Annotated in this window: 5 protein-coding genes, 1 tRNA gene and 1 pseudogene; 2 read left to right on the top strand and 5 right to left on the bottom strand. The window is 38.5% G+C overall.

Annotated elements, in window-relative coordinates; genetic code table 11:
- Nucleotides 1-262 (top strand): annotated as a pseudogene (locus BN200_RS10135) (ParB/RepB/Spo0J family partition protein); the annotation flags it as partial.
- Between the two features lie 499 nt (nucleotides 263-761).
- Here the strand turns inward: BN200_RS10135 and BN200_RS07210 are convergent.
- The 5 genes from BN200_RS07210 to BN200_RS07190 all read right to left on the bottom strand — a co-directional run bounded on the left by BN200_RS07210 (nucleotide 762) and on the right by BN200_RS07190 (nucleotide 4605).
- Nucleotides 762-835: transfer RNA gene (locus tag BN200_RS07210), tRNA-Gln, on the bottom strand.
- Between the two features lie 89 nt (nucleotides 836-924).
- Nucleotides 925-1683, bottom strand: a complete 759-nt coding sequence (locus BN200_RS07205; RefSeq protein WP_019221876.1) for an iron ABC transporter ATP-binding protein — start codon at nucleotides 1681-1683, stop codon at nucleotides 925-927.
- Entirely contained in the window at nucleotides 1683-2630 is a 948-nt protein-coding gene (locus BN200_RS07200; protein WP_019221875.1) for an iron chelate uptake ABC transporter family permease subunit, read from the bottom strand. Before BN200_RS07200 ends, BN200_RS07205 begins: the two co-directional genes overlap by 1 nt.
- Nucleotides 2623-3579, bottom strand: coding sequence for an ABC transporter permease (locus tag BN200_RS07195; protein WP_019221874.1), 957 nt, complete (start codon nucleotides 3577-3579; stop codon nucleotides 2623-2625). Before BN200_RS07195 ends, BN200_RS07200 begins: the two co-directional genes overlap by 8 nt.
- 93 nt (nucleotides 3580-3672) lie before the next feature.
- Nucleotides 3673-4605 carry a siderophore ABC transporter substrate-binding protein gene (locus BN200_RS07190; RefSeq protein ID WP_019221873.1) on the bottom strand — a complete coding sequence of 311 codons (933 nt, stop codon included), beginning with the start codon at nucleotides 4603-4605 and terminating at the stop codon, nucleotides 3673-3675.
- 216 nt (nucleotides 4606-4821) lie between these two features.
- On the opposite strand from BN200_RS07190, the gene BN200_RS09415 reads away from it, so the two are divergent.
- A partial coding sequence (locus BN200_RS09415) for a hypothetical protein (RefSeq protein ID WP_019221872.1) occupies nucleotides 4822-8850 on the top strand: 4029 nt, incomplete at its 3' end.

Genomic DNA, 8850 nt, shown 5'->3' with positions numbered 1-8850 from the left:
GGAAAATTTGTTTCGCAATGAATTGTCAGTGATTGACCGCGCTTTGTTTGTCCAGACTTACCGCGAATTGTGGGAAAAGAAGTATGGGGAAATTCAACGTGGTGGAGACAGAAAATCAAAGGGTCAAGTTGCCCCTTTGCCAAATGACGGTTTTGCAGAGCACAATGAAACTGGGTGTGAAGGAGACAAAGTGGCAAAGGGTAAAGTTTACCCTTTGCCAAATAATGGTGACTTAAATGGCAAAATGCAATGTTTGCACTTTGGGTGGGAGAGAGCAATTGGATCAACATGACCCAATTGCTCTTTTAAGGAATAGGGACAACTTGTCCCAATTGCATCAATGACGAGCAATTCGGTCAACTTGACCAAATTCCTTTCGTTTAAGCAATAGGGTAATGTTTACCCGATGCCTAAAAGTTTCTTTTGTTTTTAATAATGCCTTAGAAATCTAAAAAGCTATTACGCAATTTATGCTAAAAGAAGACATGCCATTTTATGCAGGTTGCTTCTCAAATAATACGATTCCTGTAATAGGATTCTGGCTGATGACGGATCATCAAAAATTGTGATTTATAGGAGAAGAGAAAAAGATTCATCAAAGGGGCTTTAAATGATCTTAAAACACCCTTTGAAAGGTCTTTGAAGACCCTTTGAGAACCCCTTAAAAATCATGTGAAACAAAATAAATTGGTACAAAACCTGGTGGCAAAATATACAAAACCTAGTGGCAAGCTACAGTGGCAAGCTACATACAGCTACATTGGCTGGGGAACTTGGATTCGAACCAAGATTGACGGAGTCAGAGTCCGCTGTTCTACCATTAAACTATTCCCCAGCATGTAAAATATCCTCACTTCTAGCAGATTTTACAATGTGCGCAAGGGCAAAAAAGGGTTTTAATAATGACTGATTAGTGAGAGGAATTTATCGATAATAAAGGGCGATAGGCACATCATCGATTGTTTTGACTTGAATATCTATATCATAAATATCTTTAAGAAGTTCTGGCTGCATAATTTCTTTTGGGGTGCCACAATAAGCCGCTTTGCCCTTTTTAAGGGCAACAATCATATCTGAATAAGAGGAGGCAAAATTAATATCATGCATAACAATGAGAATGGTTTTTTTGAGTTCATCGGCAGTGCGGCGCAATTGCTTCATCATAGAAATGGCATGTTTCATATCCAGATTATTCAAGGGTTCATCTAATAGAAGATAATCTGTATCTTGACAGATGACCATGGCAATAAAAGCACGCTGGCGCTGTCCGCCAGAAAGTTCATCCAAAAAGCAATCTTTCAGGTCTTCTAAATCGAGATATCGGATTGCACTGTCGATAAATTGTCTGTCTTCCTTATTATACCAGCCTTTTGAGTAAGGATAGCGTCCAAAACTTACTAAATCATATACGGTCAGACGAAAGGATAAAGGATTATCTTGACGCAGGATTGAGAGTTTTTGTGCTAAAAGATCGTGGGGCATTTTATCAATATCAAAGCTATCGACATGAATTGTACCTTGATGATGGGGTAAAAGACGTCTTATCAGCATTAAAAGCGTTGATTTGCCAGAACCATTGGGGCCAATGAGAGAAATAATCCCTCCTTTGGGAAGATGAAGGCATAAATTATCGATAATCAATCTTGCTCCGTAAGCTTTGGAAAGATGATCGATTTCAATCATTATCGTTTCCCCTTCATCAGCAATGTTAAGAAGACAATTCCACCACAAAATTCAATAATAAAACTTAAGCGTCCTGCCATATGAAAAATTTGTTCTAAAATAAATTGTCCACCAACAAGGCAAATAATAGCCAATAATATTGCAATCGGCACAATAACGCCGTATTTCGCTTGAGGGGAAAGTTCATAAGCAAGATTGGCAACTAACAGCCCAAAAAAGGTGACAGGTCCTACGAGTGCTGTCGAAATGGATACCAGAATAGAAACAAATATAAGAATAGCTGTCGCACTTTTATGATAATCTACCCCAAGATTGAGCGCGTTTTCACGTCCCAAAGCAAGAATATCAAGCAAGCGACGTGAACGCCAGCCAATTAAACTCACAATGAAAACAATGATTGTGGCAAAGCTTATAAGCGATGTATTAAATTTATTAAAATTTGCAAACATAATATCCGTTAAATTCATCATTTGGTCCGGATTGAGTTGCAATTGCATGAACATGCGTAAGCTGAAAAAAAAGCCACCTAAAATAATGCCAACCAAAAGTGTCAAATGAAGTCCTTTTAAGCTGCCTGAAAATAACCAGCGGAAAAGGCTTATAGAAAAGAGAATGAGGATCAAAGCTTCAAGAATTAACTGTCCTTCTTCATTTAAAAAAGGCAAAGAAAGAGATCCTAAAAAATAAATTGTGAGAGTTTTGATTAAAATATAAAGTTGATCAAACCCCATAAGTGAAGGGGTAAGCAGACGATTATTGACAACTGTTTGAAATAAAATAGTAGAAACGGTAATTGTATAAGAAATGAGAAGAAGAGAGATAAGTTTTGTAAGCCGAAAGGGCCACGTATAGATGTTGATGTTCCATGTCATGTAAAGACTGATGATGGTGCACGCCATTATAATAAGCGTTGTCAGGGTTAGTGTTGCTGTTTTCTTTTTATCCAAGATGCTTTCTCCAGCGTAAAAGCAGTATCAGAAAAATGAAACTACCGATAACTCCCATTACAGTACTGATAGGAATTTCAAGAGAAGGATGAATTATTCGTCCTAAAAGATCACAGATCAAGACCATCCCTGCACCGCTCATTGCTACCCAAGGAGCAGTCTGGCGCATATTATCACCCATAAAATTTGAAACAAGGTTTGGAATAATCAGTCCAACGAAAGGAATTCGGCCAACTGTACAGACGACAACAGCAGTGATTGATGCGATAATAAAAAGACCAAAGAGCATAACAGTGCGATAATTTAGTCCAAGATTGTTGGTTAAATCTTCTCCAAGACTCGCTACTGTAAAGCGATCAGCGGTCAAATAGGCAAGAATGCAAAGAGGAAGAGAGAACCATAAGAGTTCGTATTTTCCCTCAAGAATCATCGAAAAACTGCCAAATAAATAGGCTTGAAGAGAGGGGAGCAACATTTCATAATCAGCAATAGCGTTGGTTAAGGAGCTAATAACATAGCCAAACATAATCCCGGTGAGGGGTACGATGAGAGCCGATTTTAGAAGGATTCGGCGTAATAAAAACATAAAAAATAGTGTGCCAGTCAGAGCAAAAATTGTAGCGACGATCATTTTTCCTAAGACAGGGATGTTGGGCAGGAAAATCATCACAAAAAGAATGCCAAGGGATGCTGACTCAACGGTTCCAGCGGTTGATGGCTCCACAAAACGATTGCGCGCCAACAGTTGCATAATCATACCTGAAAGTGCAAGTGCTGCGCCTACCAAAAGTACTGCAATTGTACGAGGAAGGCGTGTTTGCCAGAAAATAAGCCAGGCATGCGGATCACCTGATAATAGATCAGAAGGTGTTACATCCGAATAACCAACAAAAATGCTAAGGATAGATAAGAGAGCAAGAATTGTTATGGTTATCCAGTAATTTTTCACGTTGAATCATTTTCCAAAAAAAAGCAAAGATTGCTTATAAACAACCTTTGCTCTTAAATTTTACTTCTACAATAAGCAAGTTATTTAGGTATTTTATTTGCTTTTTGCAAAGGCCTCATTGATTTGTTGTGCTGTTTCATTAAGCCCAGTTAAACCACCACTCGCACGATACCAGCTCCAAGAATCCAAATAAATAATTTGGTCCTTTTTACCTGCTTTTGTTTGCTTTACAAGTTCATTGTTGAGTAGTTGTTGTGCAGATTGTCCTTCCCGCCCGATTGCTGAATCTCGATCAATAACTAACAGCCAGTCAGGATTTGTTTCAAGAATAAACTCAGGAGAAATAAGCTGTCCATGTTTTTGCACGGTGATTTTATCGGTTGCAGGAGCAATTCCAAATGCGGAATGGAAAATATCAAAACGTGATTTTGGACCTAAAGCACTGATTTTCCCACCGGAGGTCATGAGTATAAGTGCTGTCCCTCTATCTTGTGTGCTTTTACGAACTTTATCTAAATTTTCATTGAGTTTAGCAATCTCCTGTTCCGCTTCCTTTTCTTTGCCAAAAATTTTCCCAATGATAGACACATTCCGTATAATATCGCCGAGGGAGTTTTCATTTCCTACTGTTAGATCAATAGTCGGAGCGATTTTGGATAAATCGTTATATTTGGCTTGAGTACGTGAAGAGATAATAATGAGATCAGGCTGAAGGGTAGCAATTTTCTCATAATTAGGCTCAAAAAGGGTACCAATTTTTTCATATTTAGCATCATCAAATTGTTGCAAATAGCCAGGTTTCTGCCCTTCAGGAACACCAACAACAGCTGTGATTCCAAGGCGATTGATATTATCAAGCGATGCAAGATCAAAGACGATGACCTTTTTAGGAGAGCTAGAAACAACAGTGGTTCCTGAAACATGGTTAACAGTTATATTTGCGTTCACACTTGTCCATGAACATATTGCAAAGCTGATGGCAACAAACAAGAGAGAAGTCACCTGTTTTAGATATTTTATCAGCATCATTTCATCCTTTTTATCCTATTAATACTTGAACTGAGTTAAAAAGCTTAATTTAGGCTTTTTTATGCACAATATGATAATTTCATAAAAAACATTATGTTGTAAAGCTGTCTAACATGTGTTAAAAGCCAGCCGCTCATCTCATTTTTACTCAATTCTAGAGCTTTTACAAGATGTCTCGATTTACGAGATATCTCAATTTAGAAAGTTGGATATATGATTAACGTATTTAAAAATCGTACCCGTTTGTGCGCTCTCACCACGAGCGTTTTTTTCTTTGGGCAAGGTGTGGATATTTCTATGGGGCAGCCAGTTCTTCCTGTGTTAAATTTAACAAATTTAACTTTGTGTTCTGTTCTCAATAGTTCGGTAACTACTTCCAATTCTCCTTATTCTTGTAATGATGGTAAAACACACAGTATCCCAGACCGATATACTTTTGACATTACAGGGAGCGTTGATAAGATTTTGCGTGTAGGAGATTTTCCAGAATATACAGGATATAACAGTGAAAATTCAGAAGCTGCGACGACAACCGTTATTGCAAGGGGGGTGACTATTAAAAGATCTAGTGTAACTCTTAATCCGGATAGTAATGATACTGATAGTAATGATACTATTGCTGTAATAGCAGGAGAACGCGGACGGATTTATTTACAAAAAGCAGGTACTTTAGAACAAAGAGAAGGTTCTTCACAAAGAGAAGGTGTTGTATATCCAACTATTCAATCTTTTTCTGTGGGGCTAAGCGCTCAAATGGGCGGAAAAATCATTACGACTGGTGGGAAAATTAGTGTCTTTGATACGGGTGTTTTGGTTACTCAAGGATCGCATATTTCTTTATATGACACAAGTATTGGTGGTGTAAACGGTGGCGGTACAAGGTTGAGTGGTTTGTATAATGACGGCGGTGTAGTAAAAATGTTGTCTGGATCACTGAAGTTTGCAGCTAAGGGAGTTGTTTCACGAGATACGGGATATAGCAAATTAACAAATGTTGCTATGACTGATGTTAAAGAAGAAAATCAGGTAGATTTGAGGGAGAAGGTAGCCTTTCTGTTAAATAAGGGTGGAAGAGTTAAATTTTCTGGTGGGGTTGTTAATGCCACTGATACTAAAGGTTTATGGCTTCAGAGTATTGCCGATTTTGAAAATGAAGATGTTATTAAACAGAGCGACGGAAATAGTGAAGGTGTTCGGGCCATTCAAGTTTCTGATTCTAGTGAACTTTCTGATTCTAGTGAACTTTCTGATTCTAGTGTAGCTTCTGAAGAAAGAGAATCGGATACAAGTGAGAAAAAACAAAAAAAGAGAAAAAAAGCAAGGAAAAAACAAGGAAAAGGAAAAGGAGCAAAAGGAGCAAAAGGAGAAAGAGGAGAAAGAGGAGAAAGAGGAAAAGGAAAAAGGAAAGATAAAAGTGTTAGACAAGAGGGATCAGGTCATTCTAGAAAAAGTCGGTCCACTGAAACGATATCGCTACCTAATAGTACCCCAGAGGTGGTAAGTAACAGTTCTCAAGGAGTTGTAGCTAATGATTCTCAGGGTGATACTGTTGGTATTTTGAAGCCTGAAGAAGATAGTTTATACTTTGGTGAGCAATATTATATTGGTAATCACGCTGAGATCACATCTTCAATTGTTACATTGAAGGGTAATAAATCTTATGGTATATATTTTTCTCCTATGCCTGAAAACAGTCAAGAAGTAGTAAAACCAGGGAACACAGTTTCACAAGGAGTTCAGAATGCTGTGGGAGATTCAGGGGGAGTTGTATTGGAAGCAACCAGTTTTAGTGTTCCAGATGGTATCGCTATTTATGCTAAGGATTCTGTTGGGTATGTCTTTTTGAATGACAAAACGAGTCTGTTCGGTGATTTATTGTTAAAAGCTGAAGGTAAATCTGAAATATCGGTTTTCGCTGGTAATTCTATAGTTGTGGGAGGTACTCGTGTTGATAAGAGTTCTAAGGGTGAGCTTTCATTGTATAATTCAGAGTGGCTTTTAACGAAAAGTCAACATCATGGGTCTGTAAAAGGTGATTCTGTAAAAGGTGATTCTGTAAAAGATGATTCTCAGTCTTTAGGTTCATCTATTTCCTCTGTTGAACTTAAAGATAGTACTATTAGGTTTTTCTTTACAAAGTCTAATGAATCTGATTCTTATCAATATCAAACACTCCGCATTGGTGGGGAAGAAGGAAAAGTTGTCTATAAGGCAATTGGCGATTCTTGGATTCACTTTAATGTGAAATTTGAGGCTTCAGCTTCAGATCAATCTTCAGCTTCAGATCAATCTTTAAATGCGCGGACTGATCGGCTTTTAATTCATGGTGATGTCTCTGGAAAAACTAAGGTGCATGTGCACGATCTTTCAGAGAAAGGTGTAAGTGGGGAGAATAATTCGAAAAAAGCTCCTCAGAGCGTTTCTATTATTCAGGTTCATGGAAAAGCAGAAAAGGATTCTTTCCAGCTAAATGATAAATATGTTACACTGGGAGGTTCACCTTATCAATACGTTCTTCGTGCTTACCCATATATTCTTCCACAGCCGGTATTTTTTGATGAAAAATTGGGATTCAAAAATGGTTTTTGGGATTTTCGCCTAGAAAATAAGGACATTCAGCAAGTTGAGCTTTTTGGATTTTCGCATATTTCTGTTGCTGAGAAGGTCGATCCTCCTGCGCTTTATTCATCTGTTACTGGATCTGAGGAAAATGGAGCATCTGTACCCGGAGGTAGAGGGCGGGTTCTAATTTTGGGACCTAGAGGGCGTACTCTCGTTACGTCACCTGCAGGACCTGAAATATCTGAGTCTGTAGAGCCTAGTTCTCCTTATGATACGTCTTCTAGGACTGTACCCCGTATTCTTTCTGCTGCATCCCAAAGACTTGCTATTAAAGGTAGTGAAGAACAAGCTGCTATTTTTACGTGTAGTGTTACAGGAAGGGTAAGAAGAGATGTTACGAGTGGGGTGTCTAATTCTTATTCCTGTAATGATGGTCAGTCACATACGATAGCAAATACTACACTGAAAGTGAGTGATAATACTCAGCATTCTGTGCGTGCAAATAAAAAAGGTACAATTATTAATGTGGATGATGTGACTATCATTGGAACAGTTTCTGATCGCGAGAATGGTATTGATCTTACTGTCGGTCTGCCTGTGAGTGCTGTGCTTGCGGAAGATGGCGGAGAGGTTGTTTTGAAAAAGAACTCAAGTATTAAATCTTTTCTAATTGGGCTTGAGGCGCAAAGTGGTGGAAGTGTCAAGATGACTGATGGAACGGTCCATGTTCATTATGTCGGTGTTTTGGCAGGTTCCGGATCTTCTGTTGATTTAAGTGATACAAAAATTAACGTGGTTGGAGATTTGGCTATAGCAGGTTTGGCCAGTGATGCTGGTAAGATAACCATGAACTCTGGGATTATTACCCTTACAGAGGGAACGGCTGTGAGGTCAGAATCAGGAGGAAATATTCAATTAGATAAAGTTAACATTACTGTAAAAAAAGCACAAACAGAGTCAAATACTGCAGAAGGAAATGGACGTGCGGCTTTCTTTGTGAATGGTCGTAGTTCTGTTGATTTTGCTAATGGGAATGTTGTTACTGATGCCAATGCTCTTTGGATGAGGGATAATGATGAATCCGTTGAAAACGGTGCTTCTGAAGCTGATTCTTCTAGAAAACGGAGATCTGCTGAAGTTCGTCCTTCTCTGAATCACGCTCGTATCGTATCTTCTACTGTTAAAGTGGAAGGTGGTGAATCCTATGGTATATATTTTGATGGAACGGGACGAGAAGGAGGGGGTACTGAGAAGTCGAATGTTGTTAAACGGAGTGCTGTGCTTTCACAGGAAAAAACGTCAGTAGATATAACTGGAGCGGTTTCATTGAACAAAACTGATTTCGAGGTCGCAGATAGCGTAGCTATTTATGGTAATAATTCTGGTGGTCGTGTTTCCTTAGAAAACAAAACGACTCTTTCTGGTGATTTGCTGTTAAAAGCTGAGAATAATTCTCATATATCTGTTGCGGTAGATAACTCTGTTATTGTGGGTGGTGCGCGCGTTGATAGAAGTTCTTCTACCCAATTAGCTTTGACTAATAAATCAGAATGGTTCCTAAAAAAGAGCGTGCATAAGGGTTCGGAAACTCCAGATTCAGAATGTGTCGATTCATGTGTTTCCTCTGTAAGTCTTGTAAATAGTACTATTGATTTTGCCCCTTCGGAATCTGAAGGTCTG

Origin of the sequence: Bartonella senegalensis OS02 (assembly GCF_000312545.1) — a bacterium.
GTDB lineage: Bacteria > Pseudomonadota > Alphaproteobacteria > Rhizobiales > Rhizobiaceae > Bartonella > Bartonella senegalensis.
The sequence above is the reverse complement of the archived record's forward strand: the minus strand, read 5'-3'. Positions and strand labels throughout refer to the sequence as shown.

Coding starts and splice junctions, on each gene's coding strand:
- BN200_RS07190 (WP_019221873.1), bottom strand. CDS start 4,605: ATGCTGATAAAATATCTAAAACAGGTGACTTCTCTCTTGTTTGTTGCC.
- BN200_RS07205 (WP_019221876.1), bottom strand. CDS start 1,683: ATGATTGAAATCGATCATCTTTCCAAAGCTTACGGAGCAAGATTGATT.